This is a genomic window from Streptomyces sp. NPDC050085, from assembly GCF_044460595.1.
In the GTDB taxonomy this organism is placed as follows: domain Bacteria; phylum Actinomycetota; class Actinomycetes; order Streptomycetales; family Streptomycetaceae; genus Streptomyces.
This window is the reverse complement of the sequence record NZ_JBITJZ010000001.1, coordinates 1,226,107-1,251,894: the sequence shown is the minus strand read 5'-3', so window position 1 is coordinate 1,251,894 and position 25,788 is coordinate 1,226,107. Positions and strand designations below refer to the sequence as shown.

23 protein-coding genes are annotated in these 25,788 nt (G+C 72.5%); 15 read left to right on the top strand and 8 right to left on the bottom strand.

What is annotated here, in order from left to right:
- Window positions 1–36: 36 nt before the first annotated feature.
- Window positions 37–873: a TIM barrel protein gene (locus ACIBUY_RS05355; protein ID WP_399151871.1), complete on the bottom strand. Its 837-nt coding sequence runs from the start codon at window positions 871–873 to the stop codon at window positions 37–39.
- Window positions 874–1,025: 152 nt separating this feature from the next.
- On the opposite strand from ACIBUY_RS05355, the gene ACIBUY_RS05350 reads away from it, so the two are divergent.
- From ACIBUY_RS05350 to ACIBUY_RS05295, 12 genes are all read left to right on the top strand, one after another.
- Complete coding sequence (locus tag ACIBUY_RS05350) at window positions 1,026–1,280, top strand: hypothetical protein (protein ID WP_365579045.1); 255 nt, start codon at window positions 1,026–1,028, stop codon at window positions 1,278–1,280.
- Window positions 1,277–1,645 (top strand): helix-turn-helix domain-containing protein, encoded by a 369-nt coding sequence (locus tag ACIBUY_RS05345; protein ID WP_365579043.1) that lies wholly within the window; start codon window positions 1,277–1,279, stop codon window positions 1,643–1,645. Before ACIBUY_RS05350 ends, ACIBUY_RS05345 begins: the two co-directional genes overlap by 4 nt.
- Before the next feature lie 172 nt (window positions 1,646–1,817).
- Window positions 1,818–2,333 carry a 2-oxo-4-hydroxy-4-carboxy-5-ureidoimidazoline decarboxylase gene (gene uraD, locus ACIBUY_RS05340; RefSeq protein ID WP_399151870.1) on the top strand — a complete coding sequence of 172 codons (516 nt, stop codon included), beginning with the start codon at window positions 1,818–1,820 and terminating at the stop codon, window positions 2,331–2,333.
- A 20-nt stretch (window positions 2,334–2,353) separates the two neighbouring features.
- Window positions 2,354–2,764: a hydroxyisourate hydrolase gene (uraH, locus tag ACIBUY_RS05335; protein WP_399151869.1), complete on the top strand. Its 411-nt coding sequence runs from the start codon at window positions 2,354–2,356 to the stop codon at window positions 2,762–2,764.
- Window positions 2,765–2,769: 5 nt separating this feature from the next.
- A complete protein-coding gene (gene pucL / locus ACIBUY_RS05330) occupies window positions 2,770–3,714 on the top strand; it encodes a factor-independent urate hydroxylase (RefSeq protein WP_399151868.1) in 945 nt (314 codons plus the stop codon).
- Between the two features lie 85 nt (window positions 3,715–3,799).
- A complete protein-coding gene (locus ACIBUY_RS05325; RefSeq protein ID WP_399151867.1) occupies window positions 3,800–5,227 on the top strand; it encodes a nucleobase:cation symporter-2 family protein in 1,428 nt (475 codons plus the stop codon).
- A 45-nt stretch (window positions 5,228–5,272) separates the two neighbouring features.
- The gene (locus tag ACIBUY_RS05320) at window positions 5,273–6,670 is read left to right on the top strand and encodes an 8-oxoguanine deaminase (protein WP_399151866.1); all 1,398 of its coding nucleotides are present in this window, start codon (window positions 5,273–5,275) and stop codon (window positions 6,668–6,670) included.
- A 385-nt stretch (window positions 6,671–7,055) separates the two neighbouring features.
- Window positions 7,056–8,405, top strand: coding sequence for a nucleobase:cation symporter-2 family protein (locus ACIBUY_RS05315; RefSeq protein ID WP_365579057.1), 1,350 nt, complete (start codon window positions 7,056–7,058; stop codon window positions 8,403–8,405).
- A gap of 83 nt (window positions 8,406–8,488) precedes the next feature.
- On the top strand, window positions 8,489–9,130 hold the full coding sequence (locus tag ACIBUY_RS05310; protein WP_399151865.1) for a CatB-related O-acetyltransferase: 642 nt from the start codon (window positions 8,489–8,491) through the stop codon (window positions 9,128–9,130).
- A 111-nt stretch (window positions 9,131–9,241) separates the two neighbouring features.
- On the top strand, window positions 9,242–10,612 hold the full coding sequence (locus tag ACIBUY_RS05305) for a hypothetical protein (protein WP_399151864.1): 1,371 nt from the start codon (window positions 9,242–9,244) through the stop codon (window positions 10,610–10,612).
- Window positions 10,613–10,711: 99 nt separating this feature from the next.
- Window positions 10,712–11,947 carry an AAA family ATPase gene (locus ACIBUY_RS05300; protein WP_399151863.1) on the top strand — a complete coding sequence of 412 codons (1,236 nt, stop codon included), beginning with the start codon at window positions 10,712–10,714 and terminating at the stop codon, window positions 11,945–11,947.
- The gene (locus ACIBUY_RS05295) at window positions 11,944–13,242 is read left to right on the top strand and encodes a VWA-like domain-containing protein (protein WP_365579025.1); all 1,299 of its coding nucleotides are present in this window, start codon (window positions 11,944–11,946) and stop codon (window positions 13,240–13,242) included. Before ACIBUY_RS05300 ends, ACIBUY_RS05295 begins: the two co-directional genes overlap by 4 nt.
- 72 nt (window positions 13,243–13,314) lie before the next feature.
- Here the strand turns inward: ACIBUY_RS05295 and ACIBUY_RS05290 are convergent, their stop codons facing one another.
- The 3 genes from ACIBUY_RS05290 to ACIBUY_RS05280 all read right to left on the bottom strand — a co-directional run bounded on the left by ACIBUY_RS05290 (window position 13,315) and on the right by ACIBUY_RS05280 (window position 15,724).
- Complete coding sequence (locus ACIBUY_RS05290) at window positions 13,315–14,145, bottom strand: chitosanase (RefSeq protein ID WP_399151862.1); 831 nt, start codon at window positions 14,143–14,145, stop codon at window positions 13,315–13,317.
- Window positions 14,146–14,271: 126 nt separating this feature from the next.
- The gene (locus ACIBUY_RS05285) at window positions 14,272–14,757 is read right to left on the bottom strand and encodes a GNAT family N-acetyltransferase (protein ID WP_365579021.1); all 486 of its coding nucleotides are present in this window, start codon (window positions 14,755–14,757) and stop codon (window positions 14,272–14,274) included.
- Window positions 14,758–14,782: 25 nt separating this feature from the next.
- Window positions 14,783–15,724, bottom strand: a complete 942-nt coding sequence (locus tag ACIBUY_RS05280; RefSeq protein ID WP_399151861.1) for a helix-turn-helix transcriptional regulator — start codon at window positions 15,722–15,724, stop codon at window positions 14,783–14,785.
- 44 nt (window positions 15,725–15,768) lie between these two features.
- On the opposite strand from ACIBUY_RS05280, the gene ACIBUY_RS05275 reads away from it, so the two are divergent.
- Window positions 15,769–16,671, top strand: a complete 903-nt coding sequence (locus tag ACIBUY_RS05275; protein ID WP_399151860.1) for an NAD(P)H-binding protein — start codon at window positions 15,769–15,771, stop codon at window positions 16,669–16,671.
- Window positions 16,672–16,700: 29 nt separating this feature from the next.
- On the opposite strand, the gene ACIBUY_RS05270 is transcribed toward ACIBUY_RS05275, so the two are convergent.
- From ACIBUY_RS05270 to ACIBUY_RS05260, 3 genes are all read right to left on the bottom strand, one after another.
- Window positions 16,701–17,123: an acyl-CoA thioesterase gene (locus ACIBUY_RS05270; protein ID WP_365579015.1), complete on the bottom strand. Its 423-nt coding sequence runs from the start codon at window positions 17,121–17,123 to the stop codon at window positions 16,701–16,703.
- 111 nt (window positions 17,124–17,234) lie between these two features.
- Window positions 17,235–17,858 (bottom strand): hypothetical protein, encoded by a 624-nt coding sequence (locus ACIBUY_RS05265; protein WP_399151859.1) that lies wholly within the window; start codon window positions 17,856–17,858, stop codon window positions 17,235–17,237.
- Window positions 17,859–18,018: 160 nt separating this feature from the next.
- On the bottom strand, window positions 18,019–18,612 hold the full coding sequence (locus ACIBUY_RS05260) for a histidine phosphatase family protein (protein WP_365579011.1): 594 nt from the start codon (window positions 18,610–18,612) through the stop codon (window positions 18,019–18,021).
- 159 nt (window positions 18,613–18,771) lie between these two features.
- On the opposite strand from ACIBUY_RS05260, the gene ACIBUY_RS05255 reads away from it, so the two are divergent.
- A complete protein-coding gene (locus ACIBUY_RS05255; RefSeq protein ID WP_399152160.1) occupies window positions 18,772–21,627 on the top strand; it encodes a DEAD/DEAH box helicase in 2,856 nt (951 codons plus the stop codon).
- Window positions 21,624–22,946 carry an SWIM zinc finger family protein gene (locus tag ACIBUY_RS05250; protein ID WP_399151858.1) on the top strand — a complete coding sequence of 441 codons (1,323 nt, stop codon included), beginning with the start codon at window positions 21,624–21,626 and terminating at the stop codon, window positions 22,944–22,946. Before ACIBUY_RS05255 ends, ACIBUY_RS05250 begins: the two co-directional genes overlap by 4 nt.
- Before the next feature lie 50 nt (window positions 22,947–22,996).
- Here the strand turns inward: ACIBUY_RS05250 and ACIBUY_RS05245 are convergent, their stop codons facing one another.
- Entirely contained in the window at window positions 22,997–25,771 is a 2,775-nt protein-coding gene (locus ACIBUY_RS05245) for a helix-turn-helix transcriptional regulator (RefSeq protein WP_399151857.1), read from the bottom strand.
- Window positions 25,772–25,788: the final 17 nt, after the last annotated feature.

Here is a 25,788-nt window from a genome sequence, read left to right as displayed (position 1 = left end):
CGATGAGTTGGCGCCCGTGCGGCCCGTGCGGCCTGGTCAGGCGGCGCGGTGCGCGTGCGGCAGCCAGCCGAAGGACTCGGCGCTCGGGGCGTCGCCCGGCTTGTACTCCAGGCCCACGTAGCCCTCGTAGCCCGCCTTCTTGAGCTGGTCGAGCAGCTCCTCCAGGGGCAGCGAGCCGGTGCCCGGAGCGCCGCGGCCCGGGTTGTCGGCGATCTGCACGTGCGCCGTCTTGTCGGCGTAGGCCTCGATCACGGCCGACAGGTCCTCGCCGTTCATGGACAGGTGGTAGAGGTCCATGAGGAACTTGGCGTTGCCGAGGCCGGTCGCCGCGTTCACCTTGTCCACGATCTCGATCGCCTTCGGGGCGCTCACGATGGGGCACTTCGGCGACTCCGGCGCGTTGAGCGCCTCGATGAGCAGCACGGCGCCGATGCGGTCGGCCGCGCGGGCCGCGAGCACCAGGTTCTCCAGGGCGAGCTCGTCCTGGACGGCCGGGTCCACGCCGTCGACGCGGTTGCCGTACAGGGCGTTGAGCGCCTTGCAGCCGAGGGAGGCCGCGAAGTCCGCCGCGACGTCGAGGTTCGCGCGGAACTTGTCGCTCTCCTCGCCGGGGACCGACAGGGCGCCCCGGTCGGGTCCCGGCAGCTGGCCCGCGTAGAAGTTCAGGCCGGTGAGCTGGACGCCCGCGTCCTTGATCGCGTCCCGCAGGGCGTCGAGCTCGGACTGCTCGGGTACCGGCGCGTCGACCCAGGGCCACCACAGCTCGACCGCGGTGAAGCCCGCCGCGGCGGCGGCCGCGGGGCGCTCCAGGAGCGGGAGTTCCGTGAAGAGGATCGACAGGTTGACGTTGAAGCGCTGGTCTGCGAATCCCATCGGGGTCGGCGCTCCCTTCTGGTTCGTGTTCCGCAACCGTCGTGTTCCGTATTGCGGAAGTTCGTTTCTGCTTGATGGAAGGTTGCCCGGGATCCGGGGGAGCTGTCAAGAGGGGCTGCCGCAAAAACCGCGATCGGCATTAGGTTGACCCCGTGCGATTGAGAGTGGAGTTCACGACCGAGCCCTTCGACCTCGACGAGGCGCCGCCCCATGCGGTCGTCGCCCGCGACGTCATCCAGGGGGCCGACCTGGACGCGGTCGACGTCGGCCCGTTCGGCAACACGGCCGAGGGGGAGGCCGGCCGCGTGCTCACGGCGGTCGACGCGCTGCTGCGGCAGGCCCTCGAAGCGGGGGCCACCCGGGTCTCGCTCCAGGTGAACGTGATCGGCGAGGAGGGCGATAAGTGACCGCGCTGGGGGACGAGCCCTTCGTTCGGGCGGTCAAGCCGCTCGTCGACGCCATGGGGGCCGAGATGCTGCCGCCGAACCAGGCGGGCAAGGACGACGTCGTGCTCAGCTGGGAGGGCGCGGAGGTCATCGCCGTGCGCCTGCCCCAGCTGGCCGATTCGCTCGATCACATTCTGGCGGCGATGGAGCGCACGGAGGGCAAGCCCCTCGCCGAGCTCGACCGCAGGGAGAAGCAGGAGGTCGTCCGCGTCCTGGAGGCGCGCGGCGCCTTCTCCGTGCGGCACGGCGTGGAGACCGTGGCCGGGGCGCTCGGCGTCTCCCGTTTCACCGTCTACAACTACCTGAACCGCGACAAGGCCACCTGACCCGCCCGCGACCCGGTCTCTGACCTGGAGTGATGTCGTGGTCACCGAACCGCCGTCCGTTAACCGGACGGCGGTTTTTGTAACTCCAAGTTTTCAACAAAGTGTTGACGCAGTGTTTCCGAGGGCGTTAGCTATCCGCAGCCCGTCCAGCACAAGGCCACGGAGGCATCCCGTGACTTCAGGTACGTCAGCCACTGAACCGGGGCTCACCCGGTTCAACACCTCGGACGAGAGCGCGGCCACGGCCGAGCTCCACGAGGTGTGCGCTTCATCGGCGTGGGGGAGCAAGATCCTCGCCCAGCGCCCCTTCGCCAGCAGTGAGTCCCTCTTCGAGGCCAGCGACGCCGCGATGGCCGAGCTGACCGCCGAGGACCTCGCCGAGGCGATGGCGGGGCACCCGCCGATCGGCCGCCCGAAGCCCGGCGACCCGACCTCGTCGCGCGAGCAGCGCGGCATGGCGGGGGCCTCCGAGGAGCTCAAGACGCAGATGCTCGAACTCAACCTGGCCTACCAGGAGAAGTTCGGACATGTCTTCCTCATCTGTGCCACCGGTGCCACCGGGGAGCAGATGCTCGCGGCGCTGCAGGAGCGGATCGGCAACACCGCCGAGCGGGAGCGGGAGATCGTCCGCACCGAGCTCGGCAAGATCAACCGCATCCGTCTCACGCGCCTCGTAGAAGCATCGTAAGAAGAAGGAGACAACGCCCGATGAGCACCGAGACCACCGCATCGGTGTCCACGCACATCCTGGACACCAGCATCGGACGCCCTGCCGAGGGTGTCGCCATCTCCCTTGCGGCGCGCGCCGGTTCGGGCGCCGCCTGGGTGGCGCTCGGCGGCTCCGCCACCGACGCGGACGGACGCTGCAAGGACCTGCCGGCCCTGCCGGAAGGAACCACCCACGTACGCCTGGACTTCGAGACCGAGGCGTACTTCGACAAGAAGTTCGCGAACCAGCAAGCCGATGCGCAGCAGGACGCCCCCGCGAATCGGGACAGCGACACGACCGGAGCGTTCTTCCCGGAGGTGGCGATCACGTTCGCCGTCAAGCCGGGCGAGCACTACCACGTGCCGCTGCTGCTCAACCCGTTCGGCTACTCCGTTTACCGAGGGAGCTAGCAGACATGCCCACGATCCTGGGATCGAACCAGTACGGCAAGGCGGAGAACCGCGTTGTCAAGATCACGCGGGACGGCGACACCCATCACATCAAGGACCTGAACGTCTCGGTCGCCCTCAGCGGTGACCTCGACGACGTCCACCTGACGGGGTCCAACGCCAACTGCCTGCCGACCGACACCACGAAGAACACCTGCTTCGCCTTCGCGAAGGAGTACGGCATCGAGTCGGCCGAGCAGTACGGCATCGAGCTCGCCCGCCACTTCGTCGACAGCCAGCCGTCGATCCACCGGTCGCGCATCCGCATCGAGGAGTACTCCTGGGAGCGCATCGCCGGCTCCGACGCGGGCTCCAACTTCATCGGTGCCGACGAGGTCAAGCACTCCTTCGTCCGCAAGGGCCAGGAGACGCGCCTGGTGCAGGTGACGTACTCCGCAGAAGAAGGAGGGAAGTTCGAAGTCCTGTCCGGGCTCAAGGACTTGACCGTGATGAACACCACGAACTCCGAGTTCTGGGGCTTCATCAAGGACAAGTACACGACGCTCCAGGAGGACTACGACCGCATCCTCGCCACGTCGCTGTCCACCTGGTGGCGGCACAACTGGACGGGCGAGGGCGACGAGCGCGTCCCCAACTGGAACAAGTCCTACGACCAGGCCAAGAAGCACATCCTGCAGGCCTTCGTCGAGACGTACTCGCTGTCGCTGCAGCAGACCCTGTTCCAGATGGGCTCGCGGGTCATCAACAACCGCACCGAGATCGACGAGATCCGCTTCTCCGCGCCGAACAAGCACCACTTCCGCCAGGACCTGTCGGCGTTCGGCCTGGAGAACGAGGCGAAGGACGGTGCCGTGTACTGGGCCGCCGACCGCCCCTACGGCCTGATCGAGGCCACGATCCTGCGCGACGGCGCCGAGCAGCGCATCCCGCTGGACATGACCAACCTCTGACGCCTCGGGCGTAGTTGACGCGGTCGCGCACCCCCGTGCACGCAGCAAGCGGCGGGGGTGCGCCGCACCGGAGGGAACATAAGCAATGGCAGTGCCAGCAAAGGGGCCGGCAAAGGCTGAGGGCCCGTGTTCTGATTCGAGTGGCCCACCTGAGAGCGCCGCAAGCAGCGCAGCGGTGCACCCGGTGGACGAAAAGCTCCACGTCTCGCGGCTCGTCCCCGCCGCACTCCAGCACATCGCCGCCATGTACGCCGGCGTCGTCACCCCTCCGCTCATCATCGGCCAGGCCGTCCACCTGGACACCGCCGGACGGACCCGGCTGATCGCCGCGTCCCTGCTCATCGCGGGCGTGGCCACCCTGCTCCAGACCCTCGGCGTCAAGGGCTTCGTCGGCAACCGGCTGCCCTTCGTCAACGCCGCCTCCTCGGCCGGCATCGCGCCGATGCTCGCCATCGCCGAGACGAACGCCACGGGCGACCAACTCCCCGCCATTTACGGGGCAGTCATGGTGGCCGGCGTCTTCTGCCTCGCCATCGGCCCCTTCTTCGGGCGCCTCCTGCGCTTCTTCCCGCCGCTCGTCACCGGCGTCGTCATCACGCTCATCGGCGTGACGCTGATGCCCGTGCCCGTCGGCTGGGCCCAGGGCGGCGACAAGACCGCCGCGGACTACGGCGACATGCGCTTCCTCGCGCTGGCCGGCTTCACCCTCGTCGTGATCCTGCTGATCCAGCGCTTCGGCCGCGGCTTCGTCAAGCAAGTCGCCCTGCTCTTCGGCCTGTTGATCGGTACGCTCGCCGCGATCCCGTTCGGCATGGCGGACTTCAGCGCCCTCAAGTCGGCGCCCGTGGCCGCGCTCCCGGCACCCTTCGCCTTCGGCGCCCCCGAGTTCCAGCCCGCCGCGATCGTCTCGCTCTGCCTCGTCATGCTCGTCCTGATGACCGAGTCCAGCGCCGGGATGCTCGCCATCGGCGAGATCTGCGAGCGCGACTGCGACGGGAAGACCATCACCCGCGGCCTGCGCACCGACGGCATCGCCACCTTCGTCGGACCGATCTTCGGCGGCTTCCCGACCTCGGCCTTCGCCCAGAACGTCGGCGTCGTGTCCCTGACCAAGGTGCGCAGCCGCTACGTGGTCGCGGTGGCGGGCGGAGCGTTGCTCGTCCTCGGCGCCTTCCCGGTGCTCGGCGCGGTCGTCTCGCTCGTCCCGATGCCGGTCCTCGGCGGCGCGGGCATCGTGCTCTTCGGCTCGATCGCCGTCAGCGGCATCCGTACGCTCTCCGAGGCGGGCCTCGACGACAGCTCCAACATCATCCTGGTGGCCGTCTCGCTCGGCGCGGGCATCATCCCGCTCGCCGCGCCCACCTTCTACGCCGACTTCCCCGCCTGGGCGCAGACCGTGCTCGGCTCCGGCATCAGTGCCGGCGCACTCGTCGCCGTCTCGCTGAACCTGTTCTTCCACCATCTCGGCACCCGCGGCAGCGCCACCGCCGCCGCGGCACTCAAATCCTCCTAGGGTCCTGCCGTGCCCAATCGCCACTCAAGAAATGAAGGAAGCACCATGGCACCTTCTACGGCAGGTCAGAAGCTCGACCGCATCGTCATCGAGAACGTCGCCATCGCGACCGTCGACGCCAACGACACCGAGTACGCATCGGGTTACATCGTCGTCGCCGACAACAAGATCGAGTCCATCGGCGCGGGCAAGGCCCCCGAGGGCCTGGAGAACGTGGTCCGCCGCATCGACGGCACCGGCCACCTCGCCACGCCCGGTCTCGTCAACACCCACCACCACTTCTACCAGTGGATCACCCGCGGCCTGGCCACGGACCACAACCTGTTCAACTGGCTGGTGGCGCTGTACCCGACGTGGGCGCGCATCGACGAGCAGATGACGTACGCGGCCGCGCAGGGCTCCCTCGCGATGATGGCCCGCGGCGGCGTCACCACCGCCATGGACCACCACTACGTGTTCCCGCAGGGCTCGGGCGACCTCTCCGGGTCGATCATCCGCGCCGCCTCCGAGATGGGCGTGCGCTTCACCCTGGCCCGTGGCTCCATGGACCGCAGCGAGAAGGACGGCGGCCTGCCCCCGGACTTCGCCGTCGAGACCCTCGAAGGCGCCCTCGCGGCGACCGAGGAGACCGTCAAGAAGCACCACGACGCCTCGTTCGACGCCATGACGCAGATCGCCGTCGCGCCGTGCTCCCCGTTCTCCGTCTCCACTGAACTCCTCAAGCAGGGCGCCGAGTTGGCGCGCTCGCTCGGCGTACGCCTGCACACGCACGGCAGCGAGACGGTCGAGGAGGAGAAGTTCTGCCACGAGCTGTTCGGCATGGGCCCGACCGACTACTTCGAGTCGACGGGCTGGCTCGGCGAGGACGTGTGGATGGCGCACAGCGTCCACATGAACGACTCCGACATCGCCGCCTTCGGCCGCACGAAGACGGGCGTCGCGCACTGCCCGTCCTCAAACGCTCGCCTTGCGGCGGGAATCGCCCGCGTCCCCGACATGCTCGCCGCCGGTGTCCCGGTCGGCCTCGGCGTCGACGGCACCGCATCGAACGAGTCCGGCGAACTCCACACCGAACTGCGCAACGCGCTCCTCATCAACCGCCTCGGTGCCCACCGCGAAGCTGCCCTGAACGCCCGCCAGGCGCTGCGCCTCGGCACGTACGGCGGTGCGCAGGTGCTCGGCCGTGCGACCCAGATCGGGTCGCTCGAGGCGGGCAAGCTGGCCGACCTGGTCCTGTGGAAGCTGGACACCCTGGCCCACTCGTCCATCGCCGACCCGGTCACCGCGCTCGTCTTCGGTGCGGCCGCCCCGGTCACGCTCTCCCTCGTCAACGGCAAGCCGGTGGTCGAGAACAGCCGCCTCCTGCACGTCGACGAGGACGCCATCGCCCGCTCCACGCGGGACGAGGCACAGCGCCTCGCGCGGATCGCCGCGCAGGCCTGACACCCGTAACACCCCACAGAACTCCGGTCGGGGAGGACGGTCCCCGGCCGGACCCGAGCTGCCGAGCGGGCTGCTCGGGTGCCGCCCCGGAACGTGGCCCAAAGCCTCGCGTTCCCGGGGCGGTCAGTCCTACCTGAAGCACCACCTGGGCGCAGAACAACCGCATATCGAGCACCAGCGCACGACCTTGCACCACTTCCTTGCAGCACTTCCTTGCACCACCTCCTTGAAGCGAAAAGTGCCGGCGGCCCGCCGGGACTGGAAAACAACCGGAGGAGCCGCAGTGGCGACGAAGCCCAGGTTCACCAAGCAAGGCACCACCCCCGCGGCAGAAGCGGCGGGGCATACCAAACATCCGGTCGACGAGACCCTGCCGCCGCTGAAGATGGCGACGACGGGTCTGCAGCACGTCGCGGCGATGTACGCGGGTGTGGTCGCACCCCCGTTGATCGTCGGCGCGTACATAGGACTCTCCGCGAAGGAACTCACCTTCCTCACCGGCGCCTGTCTGTTCACGGCAGGTCTCGCGACCTTCCTGCAGACGCTCGGCATCTGGAAGATCGGCGCCCGCCTCCCCTTCGTCAACGGCGTGACGTTCGCGGGCGTGGCCCCGATGCTCGCCGTCGTCGACTCGACGAAGGACAAGGACGACGCACTCCCGATCATCTTCGGGGCGGTGATCGTCGCGGGTCTCCTCGGATTCATCGCGGCGCCCTTCTTCTCCAAGGCGATCCGCTTCTTCCCGCCGGTCGTCACCGGCACGGTCATCACGCTCATCGGCATCTCCCTGATGCCGGTCGCGTTCGGCTGGGCACAGGGGCCCAACGCCAAGGCGTCCGACTACGGGTCGATGAAGAACCTGGCGCTCGCCGGGATCACCCTCGTCATCGTGCTGCTCCTGCGCCGTTTCACCACCGGCTTCGTGAAGCAGATCGCGGTGCTGCTCGGCCTCGTCATCGGCACGGTCGTCGCGATCCCGTTCGACCTCACGGACTTCTCGCCGATCGGTGACGCGGACGTCGTCGGCTTCCCGTCGCCGTTCCACTTCGGCGCCCCGCAGTTCGCGGGCGCGGCCATCGTCTCGATGATCGTCGTCATGGTCGTGTCGATGACGGAGTCCACGGCCGACATGCTCGCGCTCGGCGAGATCGTCGACCGCCCGGCCGACGAGAAGACCATCGCGGCAGGCCTGCGCGCCGACACCCTCGGCACGGCGATCAGCCCGGTCTTCAACGGCTTCATGTGCAGCGCCTTCGCGCAGAACATCGGCCTGGTGGCGATGACGAAGATCCGCAGCCGGTTCGTGGTCGCCGTCGGCGGCGGCTTCCTCGTCCTCATGGGCCTGTGCCCGATGGCGGCCTCGCTGATCGCGGTCGTGCCGCGCCCGGTGCTCGGCGGCGCGGGCGTCGTCCTGTTCGGCTCGGTCGCGGCCAGCGGCATCCAGACCCTGGTCAAGGCGAACCTGGAGAAGGACAACAACGTCCTGATCGTCGCCGTCTCGCTCGCCGTGGGCCTGATCCCCATCGCGGCGCCGGAGTTCTACCACGCGTTCCCGGAGCGCGCGAAGATCATCCTGGACTCGGGCATCTCCACCGGCTGCGTCGCGGCCGTCCTGCTCAACCTCGTCTTCAACCACCTCGGACGGGGCCGGGACGCCGACGACGTCACCGCGCCGATGGAGTCGGGCGGCGCCATCGCCGAACAGCGCACGAGCACCGCGGCGGGCGCGCACTGACGGCTGCCCGGAGCCCGGGTGACGGCTTGCCGATTGCTGAAAACGGGATGCGGGGGGTGGCGGTTGCGATGAAGATCGAAGCCATGGCACCGACACCCCCCGACCCGACGACCCTGCACCCCATGCCAGGACAGGAGCGCGTAGTGCTCCTGAAGCCGCTGATCACCTCGGAGTTGATCGAGGTGGGCGAGTTCACGTACTACGACGACCCGGACGCGCCCACCGAGTTCCAGACCCGCAACGTGCTGTACCACTACGGGCCGGAGAAGCTGCGCATCGGCCGCTTCTGCGCGCTCGGCACCGGCGTCCGCTTCGTCATGAACGGCGCCAACCACCGCATGGACGGCCCGTCCACGTTCCCGTTCCCGATCATGGGCGGAGCCTGGGCGGACCACTTCGACCTGATCACGAACCTTCCGGGCCGCGGCGACACGACCGTCGGCCACGACGTCTGGTTCGGCAACGGGGTCACCGTGATGCCGGGCGTCACGATCGGCCACGGCGCGATCGTCGCGACGGGCTCGGTCGTCACGGACGACGTCCCGCCGTACGCGATCGTGGGCGGCAACCCGACCCGCGTGATCCGCACCCGGTTCACCCCGGACGTCGTCGAGCGGCTGCTCCAACTGGCCTGGTGGGACTGGCCGTTGGAGCACATCACCGAGCACGCCCGGCTGATCATGGCGGGGTCGGTGGACGACCTGGAGAAGGTGGTACCACGGTAGGGGACCGTTCAAATGGGGGTGACAGGTCATCGCCGTCATGGTTACGGTGACGGTGATGATGAACTCCTTCTCGTACGGATCGGGGGACTCGTTCGCGCAAGGTGAGTGCTGATGGCAGCCCTCTCACCGCCGTTCGCGGACGGGATTCCACCCCGCCTGTTGATGTGGCAGCGCGTACGCGAGTACGCCGTGCCACCGTCCATGATCGAGACCGCGACCGCGCGGCGCGCCGTCGGCGACTGGGCCGGCGCCTGCGCCGCTGCCCGCATCGACGTCGATCTCGATCTGCGCGCCGTGGCCCGACAGCACGGCACCGACCTCCTGCACCGCCTGCGCGCGGACCTGCGCAGCCTCGCGCCCGATCTGCTGCGCTGGCACCTGCCCAGGACCGCCCCCGACGGACGGCTCCGCCCCGGCCTCACCATCTCCCTTGTGCGGTACGGGAGTTGCAGCGCCGTCCCGCCGACGCACCTGGTCGTGCGGACACCACCGGTCCGGGCGGACGCGGGACAGCGCGTGTCCCTCACCCTGTGGAACGGGTCGATGCGCGGCGCCCCAGGCGGCCGGCCGCATCCGCACCCGCACCCCCATCCCGACCGGCGGTTCCGGCTCGATCTGCACCGGCACCTCTGGGACGCCGGACGCAGCGGTGAACTGGCCGTCCGGGCCGTGCCTCGCTGGGCGGACGAGGCCGAACTGCTGCTGCGTGCCGCAGGGTTGGACCCGCGCGGGGCCTTCATCGTCCGGTTCGACGCGCGCCGCCGTGGCGCCTTCGAACTCGTCGCACCGGACGACACCCATGCCCCGACGTGCCGCCCGCTGCCCGGCGTACCCTCGCGGCAGCGGCTCGACGCGCTCCCGGTCCTGCCGGAGGCTGCGACCAGGGTCCCGCCGGACCTGGAGCTGCTGCGGGCCGGTCTGATCGACGCCGGCCGACTGCACCCCCTGGTCGCCGCGGCCCTCGCGCCCCGCGGCGCACCCCTCACGCAGGCCGCCCCCGAGCCCGGTGATCCGCACCGGGTGGAGTGCCGGGGCGAGGTCCACCGCATCGCGCTGCGGGACGGCGTGCTGACCGCGGTCGACCACGACCCGGACCAACTGCGGCGCGAGGACCTCCTGGTGGCGCTCGGCGGCCCGGCGCTGCCCTGCGTACGGGCGATCGACACCGTGCACCGCAGCCCCGAGGCGCTGCCCGCCGTACGCGAACGGCTCGGCCACGGTGACCTCGCCGGGGCGCTGGCCGTGGTCGAGGGACTGCTCGGCCCCGCCGCGGTCCTGCGCGACGGGCCGCTGCGCGACGCCCTGGAGTCCGCCGCGTCGGGCCGCGTCGACCAGGGCCTGTTCCGCGCGGGGCTCGCCGACACCGAACACCCTGCCGCGGACGCGGAGTTGACCCGCTGTCCACGTGGCCGGGCCCGCTTCGCTCCATCGGTGCTGTGGAACAAGCGCGTGAGCAGGAACAGGCCGCGCTACTGCCGCTGAAGTCCTGAAGTCCTGAAGTCCTGACGGTCCTACGGGGCTGGGTGCTGTCCCGCCTTGTCTTGCCTTGATCCGTTCCTTCGACCTCCCCAGGTGATGCCCATGACCTCCGCCACCCTTCTGCCCCTGCCCGGTACCGACCCCCAACTCGCCGTCGCCGACGCCCTCTTGGGCCTGCTGCGGAACACCCGAACCGAGCCGCGCCCCGACGAGCAGCTCGAAGCGCTCACCCTCGCGGTCGCCGCCGATCTCCCCGTGCTGCTGTGGGGCGAACCGGGCATCGGCAAGACCGCGGCGCTCACCCAGCTCGCCGCATCGCTCGACCTGCCGCTCACGACCGTCATCGCCAGCGTGCACGAGCCGTCCGACTTCTCCGGGCTGCCCATCGTGGGCGACGACCCTGCGGTCCAAGGCGTGCCGATGGCTCCGCCGCAGTGGGCCGTGGAGCTCGTACGGGCCGGACGGGGGCTGCTCTTCCTCGACGAACTGTCCACCGCCACCCCGGCCGTGCAGGCCGCGCTGCTCCGTGTCGTCCTGGAGCGCCGCGTCGGAGCGCTCCAACTGCCTCCCGGCGTAAGGATCGTGGCGGCCGCCAACCCCCGGGCGTCGGCGGCCGACGGGTGGGAACTGAGCCCGCCGCTGGCCAACCGGTTCGTCCACCTCCATTGGGTGCACGACCAGGACGTGGTGGTGCGCGGCCTCGGCGGGGTCTGGCCCCGCGCCGAACTGCCGTGCCTGGACCCCGAGTTGCTGCCGGAGGCCGTGGCGCTCGCCCGGCGTGCGGTCTGCGGCTTCCTCGCGGCCCGGCCGACGCTGATCCACCGACTGCCCGACTCCGAGGTGCGGCGCGGTGGTGCCTGGCCCTCGCCCCGCAGCTGGGAGGCGGCGCTGACCCTGCTGGCGTTCGGCACGGCCGCCTCTGTCTCCCGCGAAGTGCTCGCCCTGCTGGTGCGGGGCGCGGTGGGGGACGGTCCCGGGCTCGAACTCCTCGCCCACCTCGACCGGTTGGACCTGCCGGACCCGGAGTCCCTGCTCGCCGACCCGCCCACGGCCGAGCTGCCGGAACGCGGCGATCTGCGGCAGGCGGCACTGGAGGCCGTGGTCGCCGCCGTCGGGGCGCGGCCCGAGCGGGACCGGTGGGACGCCGCCTGGGCCGTACTCGTACGGGCGTTGGAGACCGGAGCCCCGGACCTGCTGGTCGCACCGGCGACGGCACTGGCCGGGCTGCGCCGCGACGACTGGGAGGTGCCGGGGGCCGTGTCGCGCCTGGCCGGGGTCGTGGGGCTGTTCCAGCGGGCGGACCGGTCGGTGCAGCGCGCGCAGGTCGTGGGCCGATGACGCGGGCGAAACCGGCGCCCCCGCGCCCTCGCCCGCCGCGGGAGACGAACCCCGGACAGCCAGGACGGCAGAGGCGGCGCGGGCAGCTCAGCGGGCCCGAACTCCCGCTGGACCGCGAGAAGTTGTTCGCCGCCCGGCTGCATGCCGTGCAGGTCCGGCCCTATCTGGCCGCCGCCCTCTTCGCGCTGCACGTCGTGGAGGACCGGACCGTACCGACGATGGGGGTCGACAAGTACTGGCGCTGCTACGTCTCACCCGCCTTCGTGGCCCGTATGCCCGTCGAGGAACTGGCGGGGGTCTGGGTGCACGAGGTGTCCCATCTGCTCCGTGACCACCACGGGCGGAGCGAGCGCTACGCCCGCCAGAACGACGAGTTCGGGCCGGGAGAGGCGACGCGCAGGAACATCGCCGCCGACTTCGAGATCAACGACGACATCTACGGCGAGGGGCTGCCCCGGCCCCAAGGGGCGGTCACGCCGGGCATGTTGGGGCTGCGCAACGGCCTGCTGATGGAGGAGTACCTGCGTACGGCGTCGATGTCCGGGCTCGCCTCGGACCTGGCCTGGCTGGACTGCGGCAGCGGCGCGGACGGCAGGGCCCGGTCGTGGGAGCTGGGGCCCGAAGGGGCGCGGGGGCTGACGCGGCAGCAGCGGGACGCGGTGCGGTTCCGGGTCGCGGAGGCGATCAGCGGGAGGCCGGGCGACGCGCCGCAGGGGTGGCGGCGCTGGGCGGCGGAGGCGTTCCATCCGCCGCAGCCGTGGCGGGAGTTGCTGGGGGCGGCGCTCCGCTCGGCGGCGAGCGGCCCCGGCGGCGGGGAGAACCACAGCTACCGCCGCCCCTCGCGGCGCTCGGCCAGCGTCCCCCGGGTGCTGCTGCCGAGCCTGCGCCGGGTGCCGCCCCGGGTCTGCGTGGTGATCGACACCTCCGGGTCGGTGAGCGACGCCGAACTCGGCAGCGCGCTCCTCGAAGTGGCGGCGATCGCCCGGGCGGTGGGCGGCCGGCGCGACCTGGTCTCGGTGATCTCCTGCGACGCGGCGGCGGGCGTCGCCGCGTCGCTCTGCCGTGCCGAGCACCTCGAACTGATCGGTGGCGGCGGGACGGACCTGCGCTCCGGCTTCGCCCGGGCCCTGCGCTCGGGCCACGGCCCGGACGTGATCGTCGCCCTCACGGACGGCTGGACCCCGTGGCCCGCCGTGCAGCCGCCCTGCCGCACGGTGGTCGGCCTGTTCCACCGCCCCGGCCACTACGACCGGACACCGCCGCCCAGTTGGGCGCGGGTGGTCACCATCGGCTGACGGGCGCGAGGCGTGCTCGGTGCGGTGCGGTGCGGTGCGGTGCGGTGCACGCACGCCTCGCGCCCGGAGCCGTCAGCCGATGTGGTACGGGTCCCCGTACACCTTCCAGTCCAGCGGCGGATCCAGGTTCAGGTTCCTCTTCTGCAGGAAGACCCGCTGTTCCGTGTCGACCCGGCTGGTGTCGCTGTGCGCCTCCTCCTGCTTCATCGCCCACACCCGCGCGTCGAGGAAGGCGTTCAGCCAGGTGACCTCGTCGCCGCCCTGCGCGGGCGGCTTCGCCTTGCCGAGGGCGCGCTTGCGGATGCTGCGGAAGCTGGTGGGGTCGGAGCCGTCGCCGTGCATCACGATGGCGTCGTAGTACGTGAACTGGCCGAGCGTGCCGATCCCGTCGGCCTTTCCCTGCTGGACCGCCGGGTTGAAGTAGACCCGGTCGCGCTCGTCGTTCTGGGCCTGCTGGAAGGCGCTGTCCCGGGCGGCCTTCGCCCAGTCCCTGGGGAAGTTCGGGTCGAGCCCGTCGTGCGAGTCGCTGCCGTTCACGTCGCGCAGCGCGGGCAGGTACTTCGCCAGGACGTTGCCGGGCTTGCGGTCGGCGTAGAGCTCGACGAGGTCGAGCATGTCGCCGGTGCCGGAACAGAAGCCGATGATCCCGGCGGTGTAGCCACGGCCGTCGCCGATGTCCTCGATGTACTTGTACTGGGCCTTCCAGTCGAGCGAGGAGTTCTCCGCGCTCGACACCAGCTGCATGGCGATCTCCTTCTTCGCCGGGTCGTCGAGCCCGCTCGCGGCGGCCGCGCGGGGAGCGGCGCCCGCGACCTCGGTGGAGAGCAGGGGTGCCGCGACGACCGAGGCGCCGAGCAGGGCGAGGAGTGTGCGACGGGAGGTGCGTATGTGGGGGGTGGACACGGGTCCTCCTAGAGGGAGTTCGTCGTTCCGTCGACTGTTAGGAAGGTTTCCTACCAGAGATTCGGGATGACGTATACCCGTCAAGGAGGGATCGGTGAAAGGAGGTGGGGCGAACGGCGATCCGGGTCAACCAGCCTGGCCGGTAAGCGACTTGGCGTAGAAGCGGCTGTCCTCGTGGCAGCGGTACACGCCGAACGGGTCGGTCGGGCGGTAGCCGCTCGACTCGTACAGGCCGATCGCCTCGGTCAGCGGCGCCCCGGTCTCCAGGACCATCCGTGTGCGTCCCGCGCGTGCGGCGCTGTCCTCCAGGGCCGCCAGGATCCGGCGGGCGAGACCCTTGCCGCGTGCCCGCTCCACCACGAACATCCGCTTCAGTTCGGCGTCCCCGTCCGCGTACCCCTGCGCGTCCTGCTGCTGGGCCCGCCAGCCGCCGCAGGCCACGGGTTCCCCGGTGTCGTACGCGATGAGGAACAGGCCGTCCGGCGGGTCGAAATGCGTCGGCAGCAGCGGCGTGACGTCGCCGGACCCGAAGCGTGCCCGGTACACGGCCTGCACCTGATCGCTGAGCGACACGGCATCGGGATGGGCGTAGGAACGTACGTGGAAGTCCATGAATCCTGGAGGGTAGCGGCGGATTTCAGCGTCCTGCTCGAGACGGGCACGGGCTGCTCGCCGGGAGCCGGCCGGTGACGAACGCCTTGGGCGCCACGCCGAACAGGGCGCGGAACTCGGCGGTCATGTGCGACTGGTCGTAGTAGCCGGTCGCCTGGGCCAGGCCCGCCCAGGGCACCGCGGCGGCGGGCTCGGCCGCGGCTGTGGCGAGCAGCTGGCGGGCCCGGTCGATGCGGGCGAAGTGTTTGGGGGACAGGCCCACGTCATCGGTGAACAGGTTCCTCAACTGGCGCTCGCTCACCGCCAGTTCGCGGGCCACATCGGGGACGGACGCGGGGCGCGGGCGACCGGGGCGGGTGGAGAGCGCATCGATCGCCGCACCCACCAGGGCCGCACGGGAACGGTCGAGCGGGTCGCGCGGCGTGAACGCGGGCGGCAGCAACTCGGCCAGTACGGACAGCGCCTCGTCCACCGGCGCGTCGTCGCCGATGCGGGCCAGGTCCCGAGCGATGCGGCCCGCGGCCCCGCCGGGCAGCGCGGCCAGCGGCACCACGCGGCCCACCAGCTCCCGCGCGGACACACCGAGCAACTGCCGTGCAGCGCCGGGAAGAACCCGCAGATCGAGACAGCGCGGCAGCCACGAGCCGCTGTTGTACGAGGCCCGGGTGCGCGGCCCGACCGCCAGGACCTCACTGCCGCCACCCGGCAGTGTCCGCAGCACCACGCGCACCGCCGCGTCCGGCGCGTGCGTCACCGAACGCGGCCCGTCGGGGTCGTGCTCGGTGACCCCGACGTCGCTGATCCAGGGGCGCAGCGCGGCGGGCGGCTCGACCAGACGCGCCGGCACCTGGGAGGCCCCGGCCGCCGTCCGGATCGCCTTCTGCCGTACGAGGTCGACGACGGAGGGATCCCTCCCGATGCCGGGATCGGTGTCTGTCCTGGTGTCGGGTTCGGTCGCCGTGGTCACCGCTCCACGGTAACCAGGCGGGGCGGGGTACGGGCGGCGGAAGCGTGCCGGATTTTCCTATCCGGGACCGGGAGTTCGGCGGCAGCGTGGAGCGCATGATCCTCATCACCGGTGCCACCGGCACCATCGGCAGCGAAATCGTCCGCCTCCTCGCCGCACGCGGCGTCCCGCACCGCGCCTTGACCCGCGACCCGGCACGCGCCGGGTTCGGACCCGCCACACAGGTCGTACGCGGTGACTACGACGACCCCGACTCGCTCGCGGCGGCCGTGTCCGGCGCCGACGCCGTGTTCATGGTCAACGTCATCGGCACCGCGGCCCCCGGCGCACACGACAAGGCCCTGCTCGCGGCCGCCGAGGCGGCGGGCGTGCGGCGCGCGGTCAAACTGTCCGCGATCGCGACCGGCGACGCGGCGGCGGGCCGCTTCAGCGCCTGGCACGTCCCCGGTGAACAGGCCCTGCGGGACGGCCCGTTGGAGTGGACGGTGCTGCGCCCCTCGACCTTCGCCGCCAACTTCCTGTGGTGGGCGGGCGAGATCAAGGCCGGCCGCCCCGTGCCCGACCAGTACGGCGGCGGCGCCCAGGGCGTCGTCGATCCGGCCGACGTCTCGGCCGTCGCCGTCGAGTCCCTTCTCGCCGACGGCCACCACGGACGTACGTACACACTGACCGGACCGCAGGCGCTGTCGACGCCGGACATGGCCGCGGTCGCCGGCAAGGTCCTCGGCAGGGACGTCGCATGGGTCGGGCTGTCCCGGGAGGAGTCCCGCGCCTCCGTGATCGCCTCCGGAGTGCCGGAGGCGGGCGCGGACGACGTCCTCGAAGGTCTCGACTTCGTCCGGGCGGGCGGCAACGCCGTCGTCACCGACGACGTCCAGCAGGTGCTCGGGCGGGCGCCGCGCACCTTCGAGCAGTGGATGCGCGCACACCAGGACGCCTTCGCGTAGGGACGGGCGCCGCACCCGGGTGTCCGTGGCTACAGGCCGAAGACGCCCGGGTCCGTCGCCAGCTCCTTGAACAGCACCTTCGGGTCCTTGACCAGCTTGCGCGCGGTGAGGTCCAACAGGCCGCCGACCGCGGTCACTTCGGCCGACACGGTGCCGTCGGTCTTGCGCACCGTCTGCCGGATGCGGAACGTCTTGCCCTCGCCCCACTCGAAGACGCACTCCACGTCCACCTGGTCACCGGCGCGCAGCTCCCGCAGATAGCGGATGTTCGTCTCCAGGGCGACCGGGCCGACCCCGCGCTCCAGCAGGTCGCGCTGCTCGATGCCGCCGTGCCGCAGGATCGACCAGCGCGCGTGCTCCGCGTACTGCAGATAGACCGCCTGGTTGAGGTGTCCCTGTGAGTCGGTCTCGTATCCACGGACCTCGATCCGGACGGAAAACGGCTCTGTCACGACGTTCCTTTCGGCGGTGGGCTGAGCGCTTGCTCAGGTGTCTTCGAAGGGTGCAACGTGCCGGATCCGCCCGGCATTCCGACCGGCATTCCGGCCGTGCCGCCGGTGCCTCTACGTGCGTCTGGGCGAGGCCAGCAGATACCGGGCACCGCGCGCCGCCGCATGCTCGCTGACCTGCCAGCCCGCCTCCTGCAGCGCGCTCGCGCAGGCGGCCAGGGCCGCCGGATCGACGTGGTGCACGGCGACGGCCTCCGGCTGCGGGGTCTCCGTGACCCGGTAGCCGGGCTCCGTCTCGCCCGCCGGGGTGCGGCCCGCTGCCTCCAGGGCGAGCGCCGCCGCGTGCGCGAGACGGCCGCGTTCCCAGGCGCAGGGCCGGTCGACGGCGCCGCCGGGATTGGTCATCCGGCGTATCTCCAGGAGCCCCTGCCAGGCCGTGCGCACCTCGCGCGCGCGGGCCGCGGAAGGCGCGGTGCCCGGCTCACCGCCGAGCCGGGCCGTGAACACGCCGTCGGACGCGGCCGGCCGGTGCTCGGGAGGTGCCTGCTCGGGTGCCGTCTCGCGCAGGCGGTGGCCCTGCGGCGTGAGGAAGTGCTCGTGCGGCGGCCGCGGATGCCGGAACGCCAGCTTCAGCACGACGAGCCGCGCCAGCTGGGCCGCGCTGCCGCTGATCCGGCCCGTCTCCGGGTCGGCGGCCTCGATGATGCGCCGCTGCGCGGCGGTCGGCGGTCGGGTCACCACACACCTCCGTCTCCTCGGCCTTGCTCGACGATCAGACTTCCTGGACGATCGGACTTCCTGGACGATCGGACTTCCTGGACGATCAGAAGCCCCAGCCGATCGGTCCTTGTCGACGATGGTGCACGACGGCACTGACAACGGCCGCCGACCAGGGAGTTCAGGGCCGCAGGTTCCAGCCCGAGATCACCGGTCGGCCGTGCTCGAAGGTCAGTCGGCTCACCGTGCCCGTCGCCAGCAGGAAGTGCGAGCCGCCCGACGGGGGCAGGCCGAGCCGCCGCGCGGTCAGGACCCGCAGGAAGTGACTGTGCGAGACGAGGACGACGCTGCCCTCGTTGTTGGAGAGCGCCGCGTCGACCTTCGACAGCATCCGGTCGGCCCGCGCCCCCACCTGCTCCGGTGTCTCACCGGGATGCTCCGGCGGCCCCGGCGGCACCCCGTCGTCGAACAGGTACCAGTCGGGACGGGTCTGCTGGATCTCACGCGTGGTGACGCCCTCGTAGGCGCCGTAGTCCCATTCGAGCAGGTCCGGATCGACGGTGTAGCGCCGCAGCCCCGCGAGTTCGGCGGTCTCGCGGGCCCGCTTCAGGGGGCTCACGAAGACGGCCCCCACGTGGTAACTGCCGACGAGCGGCGCCACCCTGCGCGCCTCTTCGCGGCCGTTGTCGGTGAGCGGGATGTCGGTCAGACCGGTGTGCTGGCCGGTCAGCGCCCACTCGGTCTCACCATGTCGGACGAGAAGCAGATCACCCATGGTTCAGCCTGTTCCTGAGGACTCGGTACGGATCATGGACATTGTCACCCCGGGCGCGGATCAAGGATTGTCGGACCCGGCCCGTAAGGTCGTAGCGGACGTACAGGCATGAGTCGGGTGAGCGGAGAGGGAGGTGGTGTGGTGACCGAGCCGTCAGGCATGGCGGGGCCGCCCGGTGTCGCTCTCGGCGCCGCCGCCCTGTTCCTGCCCGCACCGCTGCCGCGCGAGGGGAAGGTCGCCTTCTTCTCGCCGGACGGCGCGGGTTTCCCCGGAGCCGACGAGGAGATCACGGTGGTGCGGCCGCACGGCTCCGGCGTGCGCAGCCGCAAGGTGCCCGCGCTCGTGCTGCCGGTCGCCCGCGCGCTGCCGCTCCTCGTCCGGGCCCGCCGCACCCGGGGCGCGCACCCCGCCGCGGCCGCCTGGGGCGCCGCAGCCGCGCACGCCCTGCACCTCGTCGCCCGCGGCCGGCTGCTGCCCGGGCTCACCGCCTCCGACCACGACGCGTGGCGGGCGGGCCCGCTGGACGCGGACGACGTCGCGCAGATCAAGGGCATCGCCGCCGCGCTCCCCCCGGAGGGGTTCGCCGCACCGGTGCCGGGCCGCAGACCGGTGCGGGTGCCGGACCCCGAGGCGCTGGTCCGCGCGTTCCTGGACGCGGTCGCGGACACGCTGCCGCGCACCCCGGCGGCGGCCCACGCGGCGGGCGCCCCGTTCGCCGCGGCCGCGCCCCAGCACATCCCGCACGCCAGGCCCTGGGCCGTCGAAGCGGCGGCCGGACTCGACGCGGGGGTGCGCATCTCGCTGCGGCTCGACCTGTCGAACGAGGCGCTGTTCGACGCGGCCGAGGAGGACGACGCGTCGCCGGACGACCCGGGGGCGCGCCGCGCCGGGGCCGCCGTCGTCCAGGTCCACAGCCTCGCCGACCCCACGCGCGTGGTGGACGCCGCGCAGCTGTGGTCGGGGGACGCCGAAGGGGACCACTTCGGGCCGCGCGCCCGGATCGACGCGGTGCTCGCCGTGCGCCGCGCCGTCGCCGCCTGGCCGCCGCTCGGCCGGCTCCTCGAACAGGACGTGCCGGACGTCCTCGCGTTCACCGAGAGCGAGTTGATCGATCTGCTCGGGCCCGGCGCGGCCCGGCTCGCCCGGGCCGGGGTCACCGTGCACTGGCCGCGCGAGCTGGCCCGCTCGCTCACCGCGACGGCCGTGGTGCGCGCGCAGGCCGCGCCCGGCTCGGCCACCGACGGCACGACGTTCTTCGACAGCGACGAACTGCTCGCGTTCAACTGGCAGTTGGCGCTCGACGGGGACCCGCTCACCGAGCGCGAGATGGACCGGCTCGCCGAGTCGCACCGCGCCGTCGTGCGGCTGCGCGACCAGTGGGTCGTCGTCGACCCCGACCTCGTCCGCAAGGCCCGCAAGCGGGAGCTCGGCCTGCTGCAGCCCGTCGACGCACTGGCCGTCGCGCTCACCGGCGAGGCCGAGGTCGACGGGGAGCGCGTCGCCGCCGTGCCCACCGGCCGCCTCGCGGAGCTGCGCGACCGCCTCACGCAGGGCCTCGACACCGTGGAGCAGCCCGCGGCCCTCAAGGCGACGCTGCGCGACTACCAACTGCGCGGTCTGGCCTGGCTCGACCTCATGACCTCGCTCGGCCTCGGCGGCTGCCTCGCCGACGACATGGGCCTCGGCAAGACGGTCACCCTCATCGCCCTGCACCTGCGCCGGGACCGCCCGGCCCCCACCCTCGTCGTCTGCCCGGCCTCCCTGCTCGGCAACTGGCAGCGGGAGATCGGGAAGTTCGCCCCCGGCGTCCCCGTGCGCCGCTTCCACGGCACCGACCGCACCCTGGAAGGACAAGAGGGCGGCTTCATCCTCACCACGTACGGCACGCTGCGCACCCGCGCCGCCGAACTCGCGGGCCACACCTGGGGCATGGTCGTCGCCGACGAGGCCCAGCACGTCAAGAACGCGAACTCGGCGACGGCGAAGGCCCTGCGCATGATCGACGCCCCCGCGCGCGTGGCGCTCACCGGCACCCCCGTGGAGAACAACCTCTCCGAGCTGTGGGCCCTGCTCGACTGGACGACTCCGGGACTGCTCGGCCCGCTCAAGGCGTTCCGCGCCCGGCACGCGCGAGCCGTCGAGGGCGAGGTCCCCCTGCAGGGACAAGGAGGAGTGAACCCGGAGGCGATCGAGCGCCTGTCCCGCCTCGTGCGCCCCTTCATCCTGCGCCGCAAGAAGTCCGACCCGGGCATCGTGCCCGAACTGCCGCCGAAGACCGAGTCCGACCATCCGGCGCCGCTCACCCGCGAGCAGGCCTCGCTGTACGAGGCCGTGGTGCGCGAGTCGATGGCGCAGATCGAGGCGGCCGAGGGCATCGCACGGCGCGGCCTGGTCATGAAGCTGCTCACCTCCCTCAAGCAGGTGTGCAACCACCCCGCGCAGTACCTGAAGGAGAGCGAGAGCGGCCGTCCGCGCCTGGCGGGCCGCTCCGGCAAACTCGACCTGCTCGACGAGCTGTTGGACACGATCGTCGCCGAGGACGCCGCCGTCCTCGTCTTCACCCAGTACGTGTCCATGGCCAAGCTGCTCGCCACCCACCTGGCCGCCCGCGCCATCCCCAGCCAGCTGCTGCACGGCGGCACCCCGGTCGCCGAGCGCGAGCGCATGGTGGACCGCTTCCAGTCCGGCGAGGTCCCGGTGTTCCTGCTCTCCCTGAAGGCGGCGGGCACGGGGCTCAACCTCACGCGCGCGGGCCATGTCATCCACTTCGACCGCTGGTGGAACCCGGCCGTCGAGGAGCAGGCCACCGACCGCGCCTACCGCATCGGCCAGACCCAGCCGGTCCAGGTGCACCGCCTCATCACGGAGGGCACCGTCGAGGACAAGATCGCCGAACTGCTCGCGGCGAAGCGGGCGTTGGCGGACGCGGTCCTCGGCTCGGGCGAGGCGGCCCTGACCGAGCTGACCGACCGGGAGCTGTCCGACCTGGTCTCGCTGCGGAGGGAGTCCTCATGAGCCCCGCCCGCACGAGGAACCACGCCGCGCACATCCCCGGCCGCGCCGGTGCCGGTGAGCAGGCGCAGGCCCGGCACACCGACACCCGGCGCACCTTCCCGCCACTCCCGCCGCGGGCGGAGGCAGGCGGCGAGGCGGTCGGCGGCCCCGCCCTGACCTGGTGGGGGAACGCGTGGGTGGACGCCCTGGAGGACACCTCCCTCGACCCGGCCCGCCTCGCGCGCGGCCGCAGCTACGCGGACCGCGGGCACGTCGACGCCATCACGGTCATCCCGGGCCGCGTCGTCGCGTACGTCCACGGCTCGCGCCCCCGCCCCTACCGGGCCGAACTGCGGCTGCGCACCCTCTCGGACGAGGAGTGGACCCGCTTCCTGGAGACGGCCGCCGCCCGCCCCGACCACATGGCGTCGCTGCTCGACAAGGACGTGCCGCACGCGCTCGCGGCCGCCGTCGACCTGCTGCCCGTGGCCGACGACCTGACCCCCGAGTGCACCTGCCCGGACCGCGCGCACCCCTGCAAGCACGCGGCGGCGCTCTGCTACCAGACGGCGCGGATCATCGACGAGGACCCCTTCGTCCTGTTCCTGCTGCGCGGCCGCGGCGAGCAGGAACTGCTCACCGACCTCACCCGGCGCAACGCGGCACACACCGCGGAGGAACAGCGCACCGCCGAGGCGCAGGACCTCGACTCACTGCCCGCGCGCGACGCCTTCGCGCGCGCGGACCGACTCCCGCCGCTGCCACCGGAGTTCACCGCCCCGGCCCACCCCGAGCGTCCGCCGTCCTACCCACAGGCGCCCGGTGCGCCCGACCCGCTGGCGCTCGACCTGCTCGCCACGGAGGCCGCAGCCCGCGCGCACGCCCTGCTCACCACGGGCGTCGACCCGCTCGCGGCGCTCACCCCCTGGCAGGACGCGGTCCGCCTGGCCGCCGCCCACCCCGGCTCCGGGCTCACCGCGGCGACGCGCACCCTGTACGCCTCGCTGGCCCGCGGCACGGGCCGCACCCCGGCCGACCTCGCCCGCGCGGTCGCCGCCTGGCGCCAGGGCGGTCTCGCCGGACTCTCGGTCCTGGAGGAGGAGTGGGACCCGCCGGCGGGCCCGTTCGACCGCGCACGTCCCGCACTCCTCGCCACGGGCCACCCGGAGTTCCGCCCCCGCCGCAACCACCTGTCGACGTCCTCGGTCCAACTGCGCCTGGGCCGCGACGGGTTGTGGTACGGCTACGAGTCGGACGCGGGCCGCGACGACTGGTGGCCCCGGGGCGATCCGCACCCGGACCCGCTCACGGCCCTCGACTCACTGCTGGGCGGCGGCTGATCCCGCGACTGAAGCCCGTCAGTCCGTCAGCCCGTCAGCCCGTCAATCCATCAGTCCGTCAGCCCGTGCTGGTACGCGATGGCGGCCGCCTGCGTCCGGGTGGTAGCGCCCAGTTTGGCCAGGATGTGGGAGACGTGGACGCCCGCCGTGCTGGGCGAGATGTGCAGACGCCCGGCTATCTGGCGGTTGCTCAGGCCCTGGGCGATGAGCACGAGCACGTCGCGCTCGCGTGCCGTGAGACCGCCGCCGTTCTCCGTCGTGGCCGCGGGCGGCCTCGCGGCCCGTGCGATCCGGCGGGCGAGCGGCGCCGCGCCCAGGGACGCGGCCAGTTCCGCGGCCTCCCCGAGCAGCGCGGCGCCACCGCTGCGGTCACCGGCGTCGAGGGCCGCCCGCCCGCCGCCCAGCAGGCACTCGGCGAGCTGATGCGGCTGGCGCAGCTCCCGCCACGCGGCGGCCGCCCGGTCCCAGCCCGTGTCGTCGAGCAGGGCGCGCAGGTGCAGGCGCAGGGCCCGGTCGTACGGGCCGTCCTCGGTGAACTCCGTGTCGAGAGCTGCGAGTTGGGCCCGCCGCGCCGCCACCTGTTCCGTCGGAGGGGAGCCGCCGTGCACCGCGCGGGCCCGCTGCACCAGAGCCCCGGCGACCAGCACGGAGCGGGCCTCGCTGCCGTGGAGTTCGGCGAGCTCCGGGTCGCCCAGGGCGTCGTCGAGGAGCCGGTCGGCCCGCTCCGGATCTCCCTGGGCGAGCGCGAGCAGGCACAGCCAGGAACGGCGGTGGAACAGGCCCGAGCCGCGCAACGCGTCGCCGGGCCCGGCCGCCGCGACCCCGGCCGCCGTCAAGTCGCCCCGGAGCAGCGCCACATGACCGGCGAGGGAGCGCAGATCCTGCTGCGCGGCCGGGGGCGGTTCCTCGGCGAGTGCCTCGTCGACGAGCGCGGCCGCCTCGTCCCACTCCCCGGTGAGGACCAGCCCGCGCACGGCGTGACAGGCCAGATCGGCCCCGCGGCTCAGACCGAGTCCGAACCGGTGCGCGAGGCGCCTGCCCTCCTTCGCCGCCTCGACGGCACGCCGGTGGTCGCCGTTCCTGGCGTGCACCGTGGCCGCGTACATGGGCACGGTCAGCAGCAGGTCCTGGCTGTCGAGCCGCTCGGCGAGCTCCCGGGCCTCGGCCAGGGCGCCGAGGTCGCGGCCACGGGCACCGGCGCCGAGCAGGCCGCGGATCGTGACCGTCGGATCGCCGGTGCGGCGGCCGATGCGCAGCGCCTCGGCGAAGGCCTCCTGCCCGGCAGGGTCGTTCGGCAGCAGGCCCATGGCCAGGACGCCGAGCAGCCGGCCCCGCTGCACGTGACCCGGCTCGTCCGGCAGCAGCCGCAGCGCGTGTTCCCAGTCGTCGGCGCCGCTGCTGTCGAGGCGGTGCCGCAGCCTGCCGCGGTGTTCGAGGAGCAGGGCCGCGCGCTCCGGGGCGGCCTGTTCGTCGACGGCGGCGAGACCGGCCGTGGCGTGGTCGACACCGCGCCGGTAGTGCCCGCTGAGCATGCAGGTCTCGGCGGCCTCGGTGAGGACCCCGACCAGGTCCGTGCCGATCCGCTCGGCCGGATCCCGTACGCGGTCCCAGAGTTCGAGGACCCGCTCCAGCATGAGGCGCTGCTCGTCGTACGCGTAGGAGCGGCCGGCCCGCACCGCGGCCCGGTGGGCGGCGCTCAGCGCCTCGGGGCGGTCGCCCGCGGCATAGGAGTGCGCGGCGAGCTCCGCGGCGTCGGCGTCGTCGGTGGTCAGGGCGGCGGCGTAGCGGGCGTGCAGGCGGATGCGTTCGCCGGGCAGCAGATCCTCGTACACCGCCTGCCGGATCAGTGCGTGCCGGAACGTGTACCGGTCGCCGGACGTCACGACGAGGCCCCGGTCGACGAGCACCCGCAGCAGGGCGTCGAGGTCGGCGCCGCTCTCGTCGGCCACGGGCTCGAGACGGCAGTGCGCGACGTGGTCGCCGCCCGCCGCGAGCAGGCCCAGCAGGCTCCGGGCGGGCGGTGCCAGCGTTCGAGGCCCCTGCAGGAGCAGCTCGCGCAGGCTGTCCGGGGTGCGCGCGTCACCGTGGGCGAGGGCCTCGACGAACAGCGGGTTGCCCTCGCTGCGCCGGTGCACACGGCGTACGACGGTGGTGTCCGCCGCGGTGCCGAGGATCGCGGCCAGTTGGGCGCCGACGTCCTGCTCGGTCAGTCGCGGCAGCCGCAGCGTGGTGGTGCGCGGGCCGCGGGCGAGTTCGGACAGGAGTGGGCCGAGGTGTGCGCCGTCCGCCTCGCCGGGCCGGTGGGTGGCGAGCAGCAGCACGCCGGGCCCGGCCAGGTTGCGGGCCAGGAACGCGAACAGGCCCAGGGAGGCCGTGTCCGCCCAGTGCAGGTCCTCCAGCGCGAGGACGACGGGCCGCTCGGCGGCCGCCCGCTCGATCAGTGCCAGGACCTCCTCGTAGAGCCGGTGCCTGCCGCCGTCCGCGTCGGCGCCGTCGCCGAGCTCCGGGAACCAGCGCGCGAGTTCGGGGTGGCGGCCGCCCCGTGCCACCCCGTCGCGGACGAGCCGGCGCAGCATCGGGACGAACGGCGTGTACGCGAGCTCCTCGCCCCCGAACTCGGCGCAGGCGCCCCGCACCACGCGCACCTCGGGCCCCAGCGTCCCGGCGAACTCGGCGAGCAGCCGCGACTTCCCGATCCCCGCCTCACCGGCGACGAGCACCACCGCGGGCCCGCTCTCGACGGCGGTCCGCCACGCATGCGCGAGGGAGGCAAGGGCCTGGTCCCGGCCCACGAACACCGGACTGACCACGCGATCCGCCACCATGAAGCCAGCATATAAAT